Source organism: Rhodococcus sp. KBS0724 (assembly GCF_005938745.2).
Lineage (GTDB): Bacteria > Actinomycetota > Actinomycetes > Mycobacteriales > Mycobacteriaceae > Rhodococcus_F.
Genome location: NZ_VCBX02000001.1, coordinates 6406018 through 6422049 on the forward strand (window position 1 = coordinate 6406018; position 16032 = coordinate 6422049).

The following is a 16032-nucleotide window of genomic DNA, read 5'->3' on the forward strand; positions in this document are numbered from 1 at the left end:
AGAATTCAGTGGTTGCGAAGTTCGTCGATAAGCTCGCTTTTCTTCAACTTCGAGTACCCATGTAGATCCAGTTCCTTTGCTCGCCTTTTTAATTCGTCTACGGACCACTCCTCATACGAAGCGGACCGACCGCCAGTTTTGGCGACATTCGAACGACCACGACTAGCTGCGGCGTTGGAGATCCGCGCCGCCTTCTCCTTGGAATCTCCTTTCTCGCGCAATTTCTCGTAGAGGTCCTGGTCTTTGAGTTGCGGTTGTGAGTCCCTACGAGCCATCTGGTCCGTCCTTTCTTCTGCTGGAGACATGCCGATGCACGGGTGGATCGCTGTATCACTTCGGACCTACCCGGTAAGCGGTTCCGCCAAACCGCCGAAAACGACCTGCCCACCGCACCGAAACGGGTGCGGTGGGCAAGAACTGAACACTAACCACCTCCTCAGACAAACCCACCGAACGGCGTCATACCGGTCGGTGCGCGGCCGCTTCCAACTCCGCAGCACGCAGGAAGCTCGGTGCATTCGACGCACAGGCCAAACAGATCGCCTGATGCCCGGCAGACGGATCACGATCCATCTCGTAGGCGATGTACGAGTCGCCACATCGATGACACTGCACGCGCGACTCCCACGGATCGGCTACCTCGTCACGCGGATCGAACGGACGATCAAGCGTGAACCAACTCGGCTTCGAGTACCGGAGCGCGATCCCGTAGAGCCCCGCGGCCAAGACACAGCTCACCGGTGGCGCCCACACTGCACCCGACGCTCCTCTGAAGGCGACCATCATGATGCCCACCAAAGATGATGCTCCCCATGCGAACACCCCTGCCGGATTAATCGAGGGAACGCGACCCGGGCGGAACTCGGCAGGCGGAACGTGAGGAAATATTCCGCGGGAGGCGACAAGAATGTGAGTGAGTGCAATTGCCACCCAGCTGACGATGATGACGCCTTGGTAGCTCAAGGCCTGGAGGATCCATGTCAGGACGTTCGTCAGCATCATCACGTACACGACCACAGCGACGACACCGAGCCAGAAAACCCGCGGCAGAGTGAGATTGAATGCTCGCGCGAAAAAGTTCTGCACATTCGTCGACGCCAGGTAGAAGTTCCCCGAGTTCACCCGAGTCTGGCTGACGACCACCCACAACAGTCCCCAGAATCCCATCAACGAGACGATTCCGAGGATCGCCGACTCCTCGCTCAGCGCTCCTTCGATCTCGATCGTGTGAGCGAGGAAGATGCCGACGACAGCGTTCACGAGAAGCGTCATGACGTAAAAGGGGGTTCCAAAAGTGACTCGTCCGTTGAACTTCGCATCTTCAGGGCGTCCGAAGCGTGCGAAGTCCCATGCCATCATGGTGACAACCCACACACCCATGTACACCGTGTACGCAAACCACCACCCCGGGACACCCAGATCTGCAGCGCCCTCCGGTTCGTAGGTGAGCCAGTCGTTGCTGTAGCCGTATCGAACGATTGCCCAGACGACCGAGCCGACGAGCCCGATGAGATACAGCGGAAGCAGCACACCGTTGATCTTGTCCAGCCATGTACTCACACCACGCATCGCCAACGGCGCCTGATACACGACGACGATCAGGGCGCACAGAGCAATCGGAAGAGCGGGCAGATACGCGTGAAGCGCACTCGCGACGATAGCGCCCTCTGCCACAACGTAATACGTGATAGTGACGCCGAAAAGCGCAGCCGCGAAAGCGGAGCCGGCTCGCCCGAACAGCGCGCGGGAGAACAGCGAGACGCTTGTCCCCGTCTTTGCGGCATATCGCGACACCACTGAGTTGATCGCGCCGTAGCTCACTGCGGAAAGCGCGATCCCGATCAGCGTGTCGATCGTGCCTACGGCAAGTGTAACCGTACTGCCGACCACGACCCAGAACATCGCGCTCATGAGTCCGAACCAGGCCATCGACACCGACAGCCGGCTACTTCGCCACGAAAGCGGAACAATATGAAGTGAATAATCCTCTGCAGCAGCGCGTTCCAATACATTCGGATCATCCTGTGACGACACTACGAGCGCCGGCACCTCGTTTGCACTCAAGCCCGATGAAATTGACATGGCGAATCCTTTTCGATGACGTTCCCTTGGCGCCGTTGCCATCTGGTTACTGGTGGTTTGACGAACCGCACTCGGGTGCCCCGCACCTCGTCGGGGCACCCGAGCAGAATTGAGCGGGTGGTTCAGAGTGCCGCGACCTCGGAAACCGACAGCGTTCCCTTGACGTACTCGACGGCTGGATCATCGGTCCAGTGGACGATCGTGCGGCGGCGCAGCATCGAACGGAACTGATCGGTGGTGTTCTCGAGCACTTCACCGCTACCCCAGTCGAGGATCACCCCGTACTGGCGGACGCAGTCCATCTCGTTGATCAGACCGGACTGATACTCCGACGACACCTCGTGTGCATCGCGTTCCATCCAGGCGTGCCGATTGCCGCGGATGTAAGCACGAGCCTTTTCCGTTGCATCCAAGTCGATCTCGTACTCGAAGACCTCGGGATCTATCTCCTTGATCACCACGCCGTAATCCTTCTCGGCACGTTCGATACTCACGTAACCGTCGATCACGTCTTCCAGTACGGCATCGACCTCACGTTGCAGTGGATCGCCCAGCCCACCACCGCCGGCCGAGGGACGGGTGAACTCGTCGCCTGACTTGATGGGAATCGCGGCGAAGATCGAGCCGAGATATCTCTCGTTCTCGGTGCTCTTGTTGAGCCACACTCCGTGTGGAATGGACGGCAGTCCGCCCCACAGCCCCCATGTGACGGACCGCTCGCGGTCGCAGCAGTAGGACATCACGGTGTTGTTACTTGCCCACAAGCGGCCGCCCTTCTCAGCACCGAGCCCACCTCGGTACTTTCCCGGTCCACCGGAATCGGGAAGCAGATCGTGACAGGTGGTGAGTACCGGCGCAAGCCGCTCTTGTCCCTCGAAAGGCTGTGTACCGTACTGGACTCCGAATACCGCAGCCGACGCGTTGTATCCGTCTGCGCCGTTTCGGGCGCCCCATCCACCCATCATCCAGTCGTACCACATGAAATTGGGGTTGCCGTTCTCTCTCCCGTCCCGTCCGCCCACGAGCAGATACTCGAGGTTGAACGTGCAGGCCATTGCGCGTTCCGGCTGAATGTCCGACCAGATCTCGAACACCGAACTCATGATCTTCTCGAACGGTCCGGAACAGAAGCCCGCGCACGGCGACGGCCAGTCCGCGTTGACCACCGAGCCGAGCGGGCCGAGGTCCGCTGTCACCACCCGATAGAACCCGGAATTCAGTGGGATGTCCGGGAATTGCATCTTTGTGCCCGCAACGATCCCGGCGAACGAACCACCGAATCCGGCATTGAGCATCGACGAAATGGAAGCATGTGAGTCACTCAGGTCGTAGTGAACCGTGTCGCCCTTGATGGTCATCTTCATCGTGACCGGGATGAGGCCCTCTCCCAACCCCGGGTCCTGATCGATATAGTCCTCGGTGTACCAGACGCCATCAGGCAGAGCGGCAATCTTGGCGCGCGTCAGATCCTCGACATAGTCCTGAACCTCAGCCATAGCCGTCTTGATAGTCTCGACGCCGTATTTGTCACATAGGCGCTGGATTTCGCGCTCGGCTACCCGAGTGGCCTCCGCCTGCGCCTGCATATCCCCGATGATGTCGCGTGGGTTTCGCGTGTTCTTGGCGATGAGGTAGGCAACATCCTCGAGGAAGTGGTCCTTGCTCCACAACCTCGTCGGCGGAATACGCAATCCCTCGCCCATATGGTCGAGAGCGTTGACGTTGAACGAACCTGGGGTCGCGCCGCCCACGTCGGCCCAGTGACCGTTGGCCTGCGCATAGCCGAGTAGTTCGCCCTGGTAGTAAATGGGCCTGATGATGCGTGTGTCGTTGAAGTGACTTCCACCCTCGTAGACATCGTTGATGACAAAGACATCTCCGGGATGAATGTCCCCTTCGAACTGACGGATCACGGCCTTTGCGGTGTAGTGGAGCGTGCCGACGTGCGCCGCGATGTCACCCGTCCCCTGCATGACGGTGTTGCCCTCGGTATCGCAGATTGCCGACGAGAAGTCACGCGAGTAGATGACAAAGGAATAGCAGGTCCGCAGGATCTGCTCCGCCATTTGGTCGACGGTATTGATGAAGGCGTTCTTGAGAACTTCGAAGGTTACCGGATCCAGCGATGTAGTCATTTCTATTGCCCTTCGTATGAATTCGATTGCGGCCGATAGCAGATCATGCGGAGTATTCGAGGATGAGGTTTCCCCAGACGTCGACACGGGCTGTTGTCCGCGGCGGAACGACGGTGGTCGAATCCAACTGGTCGACAATGCACGGACCAGACAGAATCGCGCCGGCGGGAAGGTCGGCACGGTCGTAGACCGGGGTTTCGAGTCGATCCACTTCGTCAGGAAACAGAACGTGACGCAGTTCCGTCGGCACCGGCGTGAAATCGGCGGGATCAACGGGCTCGGCAGGCTTGACATCGGCCCGCGGAGTAAGGCCTATGGCGCGCACCAGGATTCGATAAATTTCCACACCGCCGTCCTCGGCGGCGAAGTTGTGCTCCTTGAGATGCGTGGCGTGGAACGTCGCGACTACCTCGTCGAGACTCTGTAGCGGAACGCTCACCGGAACTGCGATGGCACGCCACTGTCCCAGATACCGCATATCGAGGTAGTACTCGAAAATCATGTCCTCTGCATCGACGTGCTCAGCAGTCAGGCGCTCACGTCCCTGCACCTCCAGCTCCCGGAACGACTTCGCCAAGTGCTTCAGATCAGCTTCCGCTGCATCAGCCAAGTACATCTTGGTGAGATCGTGCTGGATGTCCACGAGCATGCAGCCCATCGCCGACGTCACTCCCGGGTGCGGCGGGATGATCACCGTGGGGATACCAAGATCCTTGGCGAGGTACGCCGCGTGCAGCGGCCCGGCCCCACCGAATCCGACCAATGCAAAATCTCGCGGGTCATGCCCCTTACGAATCGAGATGAGACGGACAGCATCGGCCATGTTGGCGTTGGCCACCTTGATGATCGACTGCGCGGCCGTATCCACATCCAGGCCGAGTGGCGCAGCGACCTTCTCGATCGCGTTACGTGCCAGCGACTCGTCGAGTTCCTTGACTCCGCCGGCCAGCTTCTTACCGACTGTACCCAGGACCAGATTGGCGTCCGTGTTGGTCGCGAAATCGCCTGCGGCGCCGTAACATGCGGGACCGGGCTCCGAACCTGCCGACTGCGGCCCGTTGCGGAGCGAGCCGGCGCCGTCCAACCAGGCGATCGAACCTCCACCGGCGCCGATTGTGAGGACTTCGATGCTGGGGAAACAGATCGGGTAACCGAACTCGACACTCCACATGTTCGTCGTTCCGAGCACCCCGTTATCCGTCAGCGAAACGTCGGTGGACGTGCCACCCATATCGAAGCCGATCGAATTCTCGTACCCACACATTCGCGCAATATGCCGGCTGGCGATGGCGCCCGCAGCAATGCCGGATGCTGCCAGTCGCGCTCCGTACTTCTCCGCCATCTTGGGCGTCATCACACCGCCGCCGGAGTGCAGGAGCAGGACGTCGTTCTTGTACCCGTTCTCTTCGAGGCGCCCCTCCAGCGTTCGTGCGTACGGCCCGATGATCGGAACCAACGCCGCATTCGCCACGGTGGTCGAAAACCGCTCGTACTCGAAGATCTCGGGGAGAACATCGCTCGAGGTCGTGATCGCAACACCCGGTAACTCCTCGGCGAGTATCTCCGCCATACGGTTTTCGTGATCGGGATTGGTGAAGGAGTTTACGAAGCACACGGCCACGGTTTCGATGCCACGTCGCTCGAGGATTCGCGCGACGTCCCGCGCCTGATCTTCGTCGAGAGGTTCCAGAACTGTACCGTCGTAACCGATACGCTCGCGCACCGTCAATCGATGCCTGCGGGGAACAAAGGGCTCAGCGACTTCCTTGTACGGATCCCAACTTTCACGATCACCGCGGCGAATCTCGATGACGTCGCGAAAACCCTCTGTGGTCACGAGTGCAATCTTGGGGAACTTACGGGTAATGAGCGCATTGGTCGCAATCGTCGTTCCGTGCGAGAAGAACTCGACGTCCTCCCAGTTCACTCCTGCCTGCCTCATTCCGGCAAGCACGCCTTCGATCGGGTCGGCCTGGGTCGGGTACTTCGCAGTGGTGATCTGCCCATCCTCGTGCTGGACGAACACATCGGTGAAGGTTCCACCGATATCGACCGCAGTGCGAATCTTCGCGGGCCTGCTGATGGCTTCGGTCATGTTGCCCTCCTCGGGATTTGTCACTGTCCGCCGACAACACAACTCCCTGCCGCTGAAACCGACAATTGGCCCATCACCTAGGTGAAGGAACACATGTACTGGAGATTGATACAGGTCAAATTCATCGAAAACGCGTCTACCTGCTTGAATGCCAAAGCGATTCACGTTACGTCCAGGTGTCCGACATTCCTATGAAACGTCCGGTCATCAAATCGCAACGCGCACCCCTCCCGCCCTGAGCACGGTGCGACTCCACCGGGTGAGGGGCGGGAACAGACCGTAGAGTGGGATCGACCGCCACCGCCGTGGCACTGCACGCGAGAAGGAGCGGACCAGTGAAAATCGGAATGCTGTACTCACTCAGCGGGGCGCAGGCAGAGATGGAGAAGTCCATCCTCGACGGCGCCCTGGCTGCGGTTCACGAAGTCAACGCGAGCGGCGGGATCCTCGGAGAGGAACTGACATTCGCTGTGTTCGACGATTGTTCGGAAGTTGCAATGACGGCACGTGGCATCAACCATCTGTGTCGTGAAGAGTCGGTCGACGTGATTGTCGGCGGGTACACCTCGGCCAGTCGGGTCGCGATGCGCCCGGCAATCGAAGACAACCGATCGTTGCTGATGTACCCCACCTACTTCGAGGGTGAGGAAACCGATCCGCGCGTCTTCTATTGCGGCGCAGCACCAAACCAATACCTCGAGGACTACCTCGGCTGGATTTCCGGCGCTCTCGGACGCCGCGTCTACGTCGTCGGTTCGGACTACATCTACCCTAGAGTTCTCGGCGAGGCGATTCGACGACTCGGCGAACGCTGGAACATCGAGACCGTGGGCAATTGGTATGCGCCGCTGGGTGAAACGTCCTTCGCAGCAGTCCTCGACGACATCAAGCGCAAACGCCCCACCGTGATCATCTGCAACCTGGTCGGACGCGACTCAACCACCGCTTTCTACGCTCAGTTCCACCAAGCCGGTTTCTCGTCTGCTTCCCTACCCATAGCAGCCACCGCCACCACCGCAATCGACCTCGGCCACATGCCGGCCGAAATCAGCAACGGCCATTTCATGGCAGGCACGTACTTCGCCCGAATAGACAACGACGTCAACGCGTCGTACCGGCAATCCCTGATCGAGGTGCGCGGCCAACACCGCACACATGCTGCACAAGTGGGTGCCTACAATGCTGTTCATGCACTGAGCCTGGCGGCCGAGCAAACGGCATCACTCGATCCTGCCGACCTTTCCGACGCACTGCTCTGCATACGATTCGACGGGAATCCCGAGGGAATGCCGTTCCACTTCCGCAGCAATCACTACAGTGCGCACCCGTCGTACGTCGGTCGGGCGTCCGGTGGTGACTACGACGTCATCGAGGAATTCTCACCCAGGCTCCCCGAACCCTGGTGGTCGGGAAGCCTCCCACTCCGCGCGTCGAGATGACTCCCGTAGCGCCAGAGCGATATAGAAATCTGCGCGATCAGCAGTGGAATGCACGCCGCGCCCCGTCAGGCGTTCAATTCGGTTCAGTCGGTAGCGAAGTGTGTTGATGTGGATTCCCAATTCTGCCGCCGTAGCACTCCACTGCCCGTCCAACGCGAGAAATGTTCTGAGCGTTGCCAAATACTGCGATCCTTTGCGCTCGTCGTAGTCGACTACAGGCTTCAGAAGAGTTCGGTCGAGTACGCTCGCCAACCGCGGATCGGTGGCAAGCAGAGTCGCGGCCACAGGTGCCGGAAGCGGGACTGAAGGACTCTCCGGTTTCGACGAGCGAGCGTGACGATCCGCCATCTGTCGAGCGCTGATCAGGCCTCGAACCAGGTCATCGCTGCTTCGGAGGACACACGAGCTGGTACCGATAAACAGCGGGCAATCGTGCCGCTCGACGAACAATGCCGCCAGTACGTCGAGCTGGCGGTCGAAACCTTCACTACCATCAACGGATTCGACACTGCTACTCATCGTGACAAGCGCGTAGGCGTTGCCTTCGTATGATCCGGACACAGAAGCTCCACCGCTATGCAGTGCAAGATCCTGAAGCCCGGCAACTACGGCATCGATCCGATCTGGCATGGATTCCGACGCTATTACAGAAACAGCGCGGATCCGGATTCCCGGTTCAAGTCCAAGAGATCGTGCCCACGGATCGAGTGCAGCAGATGCCACGTTCGCCTGAACCAGTTCGCGGATCAGCGCATTCTCGGACTGCGCCCGCGCCACCCTTGTGACCTCCAATGCATGTAGGCGGGCGTCGACCTGTCCGGCAAGCATGGCCACACGACGTACGTCCCACTGCGCGCGGTTCGGATTCGCCAGGACCACAGCATGACCGGATCGGGGGAGCTGAAGGTGAATTCCCGCTGCGTCACTCGGCATCCCCTCGAGCGAAGTCGGATTGCGGGAGAGGATCTTGATCGGGAAGTCCACTCCAGGCACGATCGATCCAGTGATGACACACCCCTGCATCGCGACCCATACGGCAACCTCACTCTTTCCGACGAATTCGTCGATGAGTGCCTGCACGGCCTCTGAGTTCGAATCCTGATTCGGTACAACAGCAGGTTGTGGCGCGAGCGTTTCTCTCAGTTGAACGAAATGCATGTCTTTGGGCAAGAGAAACACCGGCATCGATTGACGCACACATTCAGTCACGAATTCCGGAGGAAGATCGAAGTCGTCGTTGTCGACGACCACACCAACGCCTCCTCCCGACCGCAGCTGGGCGGGAATCGATTCCGGCGCCGACAGCGAGGGCCACGTCCCCGCGGGGACGTACACCACAGCGCCCAACCCGAAGTCTGTGCCCGACGCCGAGTCAATCTCATAGAAGGTGCTGACCGAGTGGTCTCGCGCTTTCTCGACAGCTCCGGGCGTGAGGGAGCGAAGGCCCACACGATCGACAAGATCGCCTACCGTGGCCAACGTACCCCCTTCCCAGCGTCGAGGTCATGTGCCCGATTATGAAGCCACACATCGGTTTTCTCGACCGCTGGGGAGAACCTGGGCCACTATGACCGTGTGTCCTTCGACACAGGCACCTGATTTTGAAGGTGCGATCGTAATGCAGCCCCGACGACAGATATCGCGTTGTCGCTGACCTGATGGGTACGCACTGCGATGCCGATATTGCGGGCCGGCGGATCATCGAGTTCGAGAACGCGGACTTCGCCAGGCAGTTCGGGACGCCCCAGCCGGGGCACGAGTGCGAGTCCGAGGCCCGCGGCCACGAACGGGACATGCAGCGCGAAGTCGGAGATTTCCGTGGTGATCCGTGGCCGGTGACCATCCACCGCGAACATCCGGGTGAGCCATGAGTGGCAGATCGTGCCCGCGCCGGTAGACACCCAACTGTAGGTCGCGAGGTCTTCGAGCCCAGGCGACTTGGCGAGCGGATGATCTCGGTGGCAGATTACGTCGGCAATATCGTCGACAATCGGGGTCACGGTGATTGCCGGGTTCACCGGTGCCCGTTGCCCTTGCCAGTGATGTGTGACCGCAATATCCACCATCCCGGCCGACAGCGCGTGGTACGCCTCGCCGGGGTCCATCTCCGCGAGTGAACACGTGAGCTGATCATGCTGGTCCAATACTTCGGCTATCGCCGTCAGCGCACCGTGCCGAATGGCGGTCGTAAATGCAGCCACCCGCACCTGGCCGACAACTTCTGTCGTGCGGCCGGATGACACACCGAGAATTGCTTCCAATCGAGTCAACACCGGGCCTGCCTCGTCGAGGAGCGCATGGGCTTCGGGCGTCAGAGTCACTCGTCGCCCTGTCGGCGTCAGCAAGGACCGACCCGTCGCCTTTTCGAGTCGCTTGAGCTGCTGGCTGACAGCGGACGGACTCAATCGCAGCACTGCAGCTGCAGCCGTGACGGTCCCATGGTCCTTGACCGATTGGAGTGCTCGGAGCGTCGCCAATTCATCCATGAAGTAATTCTTCACGAATTTGTTCTCGAATATGCGATGGACGTGGACAGTGCCGACACCGGAAACTAGTCGAAGTTCGCGATCCAAAACAGAGGAGAGAACATGCTGCCTATGTCGTCAGTGGTCGGGATCGGACTCGTCGCGCTGGGGATGGCGCTGACCCCGGGCCCGAACATGGTCTACCTCGCATCGCGCTCTATCTCACAAGGGCGACGCGCGGGATTGGTCTCGCTGGGCGGCGTCGCACTGGGATTTGTCTTCTACCTGGGAGCGTCCGCCGCAGGCCTGTCCGCACTCTTCGTGGCGGTGCCGGCTGCGTACACGACCGTCAAACTCATCGGCGCCCTGTACCTGGCATATCTCGCGTGGAACATGCTGCGGCCAGGCGGACGCTCTCCGTTCGAGGCAAGAGAGCTCGACGCTCATTCGCCTGTCAGATTGTTCGCCATGGGATTGGTGACAAACATCTTGAATCCCAAGATCGCGCTGATGTACGCGGCCCTCGTTCCTCAGTTCGTCCACCCGGACAACGGACCTGTGCTGGGTCAATTCCTTCAGCTGGGACTGGTTCAGATCACCGTTGCTGTGGCAATCAACGGAACGATTGTGCTCGCCGCGTCATCGGTCTCCGAATACCTCCGTCACCATCCGCAGGTCATGGCCGCGCAGCGCATCTTCACGGGCACAGTGCTGAGTGCCTTCGCCGTCAAGATTGCCGCAACGTGACCATTCGCCGTGGCAATTCACGCACATAAAACTCCACAAAATGTCCGTTTGGGGTGGCGAACGGTGGCCTCGAGGGTTCATCATCTATAGGTGAGTTTCGTCGGATTCTCCACACGACGTGTACAGGTAGATCGATGTAGTCGATGACCGAAATCGACCCCTTCGCGACGCAGTTCGACGCCGCTGGTTCAGTCGCGGCGGAATTGGCCGCGTCCGGGTTCGCGGATGCTACCGAGATCGGCCGTGGCGGTTTTGGGGTCGTCTACCGCTGCGCGCAGCCTTTGCTCGACCGCATCGTGGCGCTCAAGGTACTCACTGCCGACCTCGACGAGGAGAACCGCGCACGGTTCTTTCGCGAGCAGAAGGCAGCGGGGCGACTGACCGGACACCCCAACATCGTCAACGTCTTTCAAACCAGCGTCACCGACAGTGGACGGCCGTTCATCGTCATGCCGTACTACGCCCAGGATTCCCTCGAAACCCGGATCCGACATCGTGGGCCGCTCCCTCTCAGTGAGGCACTTCGCCTCGGCGTGAAGATCGCAGGCGCCTTGGAATCTGCGCACCGGCTCGGCATCCTCCATCGAGATGTGAAGCCGGGGAACGTCCTGCTCACCGACTACGGCGAGCCGGCACTGTCGGACTTCGGCATCGCTCACTTTGCCGGTGGATTCGAAACTGGCACAGGTATTGTGACGGGTTCGCCGGCGTTCATTGCGCCGGAAGTTGTGGCCGGCGAGCCGGCGAGTGCCGCAGCGGATGTCTACGGTCTCGGCTCGACGTTGTTCGCCACACTGACCGGCCATGCTGCTTTCGAACGTCGAAGTGGTGAACGCCTGGTTGCTCAGTTCCTACGGGTTACCTCGGAGCCTGTTCCGAACCCACGCGAGTTCGGAATCCCGGACGACGTCAGCGGCATCATCGAAAGGGCAATGTCCGGCAACCCGCGCACCCGCCCGTCGGCGCAGGAACTGGGACAACTGCTCCGCGAATCTCAACGTCGCCATGGCCTGCCCGTCGACGAAATGTCGCTGTACTCCGAACCTACACGCGCGCAGTCTGTTCCACAGGCCACGCTCGCGGTGCAAAGCACTGACGAAAACGAGTACCGCAACACGAGCCTTCCTCCGACAACGGATCGGACCGGCGCGCTTCCCCTCGACCTGACCAGTTTTGTCGACCGACGCACCGAACTTGCCACTGCCAAAAACTTACTGACGACGGCGCGGCTGGTGACATTGACCGGGATCGGTGGCGTGGGAAAGACACGTCTCGCCCTTCGGATCGCGGCCAAGGTTCAACACAGTTTTGCCGACGGCGTTCAACTCGTGGAATTGGCGGAGTTGCAGGAAGCATCGCTGCTCCCTGCAGTTGTGGCACGCACCCTGGGAATACAAGACCGGTCCGCGAAACCGGTGCAGGAGATGGTTGCCGAGTTCCTCGCTCAACGAGAACTGCTGCTGGTGCTCGACAATTGCGAACAGGTCGTTGCCGCAGCAGCGCAGCTATCCGAATTCCTGTTGCGCGGTTGCCCGGACGTGAGAATTCTGGCTACCAGCCGCGAGCCGCTCGGAATCGGAGGAGAGTCGGTTCTCCTTGTCCCCCCGCTACCTGTCCCGGATCCTGACAACCTACCGAAAGGCACACCGAGTAACGACGCAGTTCGCCTGTTCGTCGATCGCGGAACCGCAGTTATCCCGGGCTTCGAACTCACTGAGGACAACAAGGAAGCCATCGCATCGATCTGCCGGAAACTCGACGGGCTCCCGTTGCCGATCGAGTTGGCGGCAGCGCGGTTACGAGCGATGTCGCCCGCACAAATCCTGCTGCGACTCAACGAGCGGTACGCCTTGTTGACCAGCGGGAGCCGGGACGCCCCGTCGAGGCAACAGACACTGCGGATGTGCGTCGATTGGAGTTACGACTTGTGTACGCCGGTCGAACAAGCAATGTGGGCACGACTGTCGGTGTTCTCCGGCGGCTTCGAACTCAATGCCGCGGAAAAGATTTGCGGCCAAGGTATGACCCCAACCGAAGTGCTCGACGCTGTGACCTTCCTCGCCGACAAGTCAATCCTGATCCGTGAAGTATCCGGCGATACCGTGCGTTTCCGGATGGTGGAAACACTCCGCGACTACGGGCAGCAGAAGGCACAGGAGGCTGGAGAGCACGAGTACACGGAACTTCGTCGCCGACATCGTGATTGGTGTGAATCTTTGGCGATCGCTGCGGATACCGAGTGGATCAGTCCTCGGCAGATCGAGTTGATCACCACTATCACGCGGGAGAAGCCAAATCTGCGGGAGGCTTTGGAGTTCTGTTTGTCCGACAGCCCGGAAATCGGTACTCGGATCACTGCGGCCCTGTTTTCGTACTGGCTGTCCCGAGGTGCAATCACCGAAGGTCGCCAGTGGCTCGTTCGCTTCCGCGACTACCGCGTCGGTCCACCAACAGTCGAGCGCGCCAGAGCAATTCACACGGGAACCACTTTGGCCGCTCTGCAGGGAGATCTAGCGACGGCCGCAACCCTTGTCGAGGAGGGTAGGAACCTCGCGAGTCAATCGTCGGATCCCCAGGTTCAGGCGTATATCCACCACGCTGAGGGCTATCTCGCCCTGTTCAACGAGGACCTTGCCGGGTCGTGTGTTCACTTCGAAAAAGCTGCTCAGTTGTTTGCCGAACAGAAGAACCTCCACTTCCAGGTAACTGCGATGCTGACCCTCGGTGCGGTACTCGAACTGCTCAATGACACAGAGCAGGCGGCCGACTACAACGAACGCGTGCTTGCCATTACCGTGGAGCACGGTGAAACGGTGTATCGATCGTACGTGCTGTGGACGCTGGCCGTCACGGCCTGGAAGAGCGGGGATCACGATCGGGCGTCTCGACTCCTGAAACAGGCATTGCGATTGGGGCGCAAGATAAATGATCGGCTGAACGCTGCCATGTGTCTGCAAGGTCTTTCCTGGCTTGCGGTCGACAACAAGAGTCCTCGACGCGCTGCTATGTTGATGGGCGCCGCCGAGGAAGCGAGCCGGTCCGTGGGCGGTGCGTCCGTTGTCGTACCAAGTATGGCCATGTTCCAAGACAAATGTGAGCGCCAGGCGCGACTCTCGTTGGGTGAGAGTACTTTTAACGAGATCCACGAGAGGGGCGCAGCCCTCCGGTTCCACGACGCCGTCGACTACGCGCTAGGCGACGAGCGCACCAGCCCGCGAAGCTCCACTACCGGGCCGTCGACGAAGCCGACAAAACGCGAACTCGAAGTCGCCGCTCTGGTAGCCGACGGCCTCACCAACAAGGAGATCGCGGCCCGTCTGGTGATCTCACCACGCACCGCTCAGGGTCACGTCGAACATCTTCTGGTAAAGCTCGGATTCACCTCGCGCACACAGGTTGCCGCGTGGTTTGCCGAATCGAAAGGTGATCGGACAGAAGCTCGATAGGTGGCGTCGCTGTCAATTGCTTTGGTTCGCAAGGCCCGCAGCGAGAGCCCTCAACTGCTCGCCGCGGTAGTTTCGCGCCAGGGCTGATCGGGCTTCGATCTGGTCGAAGCCATGGTAGGCACCTTGCACCTCGAAGAGTGTGCACGGCACCCCGGCATCGATCAGCCGCTTGGCGTAAGCAACATCTTCGTCGTAGAACAGGTCGTTTGTGCCGACACCGATCCACGTCGGCGGGAGTCCGGTGAGATCTTCGTACCGGGCGGGTGCAGCCAGCGGCGGCACATCCGAAATCGCCGATCCAAGGTACGCACTCCATCCGTACCGGTTACTGCGGGGGCTCCACACTCGAAACCGGCTCTCGTCAAGATCTGTTCGCGAGCTTGTCCGGTCATCGAGCATCGGATACGACAGCACCTGAAATGCGGGCAGCACCTCGCCACGTTCTTTGGCCAGCAAGGTCAGAGCAGCAGCCAAACCTCCACCGGCGCTCTCCCCGACGACAGCGATACGGCTCGAGTCGACATCATGTTGTTCCGCCAGCCACAGTAGTGCGGAATAGCAGTCCTCCAGGGGAGTTGGGTACGGGTGCTGCGGTGCAAGCCGATACTCCACCGACGCTGCGACAGCACCCACTTGCGCTGCGACGCGGCGACACATGCCGTCCCCCATCGCTGCGCTACCGATGAGATACCCGCCGCCGTGGATGAAGAGCACACCCGGCCTGAGGTTATCGGGAGCATTGGGCCGGAATACCCGGAGCGAAACATTCTCGTCGCAACGGACAGCTTCCCCGCCTTTGGGTGGAACCAGGGCTCCTAACGAAGTGAGCCTACGAAGGAGTCCCGCTGTCCGCCGGGTGATCACGGTGCGAGGCAGGAATCGTGCGAGCTTCAATGCGGGGTCGAAATCCGTCGCTACCGGATCTGAAGTCATGGCAAGTTCGCTTTCCGTCGACGTATTCAGCGAAACTAGCGCACGTAGCGAATAAATAGTCCGGAAACCGCATCTGGATCCCGGACCGAGTGACCGAACCGCGATTCATCGCTATGTCGGGCATCACTTCCATGCATTCAAAGGTTGCGCATTCGGCAGTGGAATCGCCGGATTCCCCGCTATTAGATTGACGGAGTTCATCGGTCCACCGACTTGGACTGTCCCACAGCGACCTTCGATCGCACGTTTCACTCACCGAGAAGAGAAGAAACATGACTGCAGCCGATATTGCCTACAGTATCCATCACTCCAACTTTCCGATCCGCGACAAGAAGACCACCGAGACGTGGTACGGCGAGGTTTTCGGCCTCACTCGGGTCGACCCCCAGGGCCCAGCCAACGCAGACCTGTTGATGCTCACCAACGGTCGATTCGACCTGCACTTTCACGTCGTCGATACGGACGACCGGACGAACATCGGTATCACTCACTTCGCCGTCGAGGTAACCGACTGGGACGAGTTCCATACTCATCTCGACGGCCTGGACGTGCAGTACATCGATGATGAACGGATTCGCGTACACAACCGCTCGAAGACCGGCAGTCTGATTGATCCTGATGGACATCGTGTCGAGTTCACGTGGCATCCCGATCGAGCTTGGTAGCCAACTCCATGGCACAGCTGTGCAT

At 60.0% G+C, this 16032-nt stretch carries 11 protein-coding genes; 4 read left to right on the top strand and 7 right to left on the bottom strand.

Annotated features, from left to right (window positions below; translation table 11 throughout):
- Positions 1 to 5: 5 nt before the first annotated feature.
- The 4 genes from FFI94_RS29545 to FFI94_RS29560 all read right to left on the bottom strand — a co-directional run bounded on the left by FFI94_RS29545 (position 6) and on the right by FFI94_RS29560 (position 6312).
- Positions 6 to 275 carry a Rho termination factor N-terminal domain-containing protein gene (locus FFI94_RS29545; RefSeq protein ID WP_138870966.1) on the bottom strand — a complete coding sequence of 90 codons (270 nt, stop codon included), beginning with the start codon at positions 273 to 275 and terminating at the stop codon, positions 6 to 8.
- Positions 276 to 459: 184 nt separating this feature from the next.
- Positions 460 to 2082, bottom strand: a complete 1623-nt coding sequence (locus tag FFI94_RS29550) for a cytosine permease (RefSeq protein WP_138870967.1) — start codon at positions 2080 to 2082, stop codon at positions 460 to 462.
- A gap of 122 nt (positions 2083 to 2204) precedes the next feature.
- Positions 2205 to 4217 carry a hydantoinase B/oxoprolinase family protein gene (locus FFI94_RS29555; protein WP_138870968.1) on the bottom strand — a complete coding sequence of 671 codons (2013 nt, stop codon included), beginning with the start codon at positions 4215 to 4217 and terminating at the stop codon, positions 2205 to 2207.
- Positions 4218 to 4260: 43 nt separating this feature from the next.
- The gene (locus tag FFI94_RS29560; RefSeq protein WP_138870969.1) at positions 4261 to 6312 is read right to left on the bottom strand and encodes a hydantoinase/oxoprolinase family protein; all 2052 of its coding nucleotides are present in this window, start codon (positions 6310 to 6312) and stop codon (positions 4261 to 4263) included.
- A 335-nt stretch (positions 6313 to 6647) separates the two neighbouring features.
- Between FFI94_RS29560 and FFI94_RS29565 the strand changes: the two genes are divergently transcribed.
- Positions 6648 to 7751: a transporter substrate-binding protein gene (locus tag FFI94_RS29565; RefSeq protein WP_260684418.1), complete on the top strand. Its 1104-nt coding sequence runs from the start codon at positions 6648 to 6650 to the stop codon at positions 7749 to 7751.
- Here FFI94_RS29565 and FFI94_RS29570 read toward each other — a convergent pair.
- Both FFI94_RS29570 and FFI94_RS29575 read right to left on the bottom strand, forming a co-directional pair.
- Positions 7692 to 9230 carry a CdaR family transcriptional regulator gene (locus tag FFI94_RS29570; RefSeq protein WP_138870970.1) on the bottom strand — a complete coding sequence of 513 codons (1539 nt, stop codon included), beginning with the start codon at positions 9228 to 9230 and terminating at the stop codon, positions 7692 to 7694. The genes FFI94_RS29565 and FFI94_RS29570 overlap by 60 nt on opposite strands.
- Positions 9231 to 9316: 86 nt before the next feature.
- Positions 9317 to 10237: a LysR family transcriptional regulator gene (locus FFI94_RS29575; RefSeq protein ID WP_138870971.1), complete on the bottom strand. Its 921-nt coding sequence runs from the start codon at positions 10235 to 10237 to the stop codon at positions 9317 to 9319.
- A gap of 102 nt (positions 10238 to 10339) precedes the next feature.
- Here FFI94_RS29575 and FFI94_RS29580 point away from each other — a divergent pair, with 102 nt between their 5' ends.
- Positions 10340 to 10963 (top strand): LysE family translocator, encoded by a 624-nt coding sequence (locus FFI94_RS29580; protein ID WP_138870972.1) that lies wholly within the window; start codon positions 10340 to 10342, stop codon positions 10961 to 10963.
- 143 nt (positions 10964 to 11106) lie between these two features.
- Positions 11107 to 14409, top strand: coding sequence for a protein kinase domain-containing protein (locus FFI94_RS29585; RefSeq protein ID WP_138870973.1), 3303 nt, complete (start codon positions 11107 to 11109; stop codon positions 14407 to 14409).
- A 12-nt stretch (positions 14410 to 14421) separates the two neighbouring features.
- On the opposite strand, the gene FFI94_RS29590 is transcribed toward FFI94_RS29585, so the two are convergent.
- Positions 14422 to 15342 (bottom strand): alpha/beta hydrolase, encoded by a 921-nt coding sequence (locus FFI94_RS29590; protein WP_138870974.1) that lies wholly within the window; start codon positions 15340 to 15342, stop codon positions 14422 to 14424.
- Positions 15343 to 15614: 272 nt separating this feature from the next.
- On the opposite strand from FFI94_RS29590, the gene FFI94_RS29595 reads away from it, so the two are divergent.
- Entirely contained in the window at positions 15615 to 16007 is a 393-nt protein-coding gene (locus FFI94_RS29595; protein WP_138870975.1) for a VOC family protein, read from the top strand.
- The last annotated feature ends 25 nt before the right edge of the window (positions 16008 to 16032 follow it).